Raw genomic sequence first — 419 nt, forward strand, 5'->3', positions numbered from 1 at the left:
TCCGCCACCTGCTGCTGCTCAGCCGCAGCGGCGGCACCGCACCCCAGGACCTCCTGGACACCGGAGCCCGGATCGACTTCGTGGCCTGCGACGTCGCCGACCGCGACCAACTCGCCGCCGCCCTCGCCACCGTCCCCGCCGAACACCCCCTCACCGCCGTCGTCCACACCGCCGGCGTCCTCGACGACGGAGTCCTGGAGGCCCTCACCCCGGAACGGCTCGACACCGTCCTGCGACCCAAGGCCGACGCTGTCCACGCCCTGCACGACCTCACCGCCGACGCCGACCTCGCCGCGTTCGTCCTCTTCTCCTCCGCCGCCGGCGTCCTCGGCTCCGCAGGACAGGCCAACTACGCCGCCGCCAACGCCTACCTCGACGCCTTCGCCACCCGACGACACGCCGACGGACTGCCCACCACC

1 protein-coding gene is annotated in these 419 nt (G+C 73.7%); it reads left to right on the forward strand.

The annotated features are described in order from the left end of the window. Positions 1-419: ketoreductase domain-containing protein (locus tag VR45_RS40830; RefSeq protein WP_045945039.1), on the forward strand; the 419-nt coding region annotated here is incomplete at both ends.

This window comes from Streptomyces sp. NRRL S-495 (assembly GCF_000966955.1).
Taxonomy (GTDB): domain Bacteria; phylum Actinomycetota; class Actinomycetes; order Streptomycetales; family Streptomycetaceae; genus Kitasatospora; species Kitasatospora purpeofusca.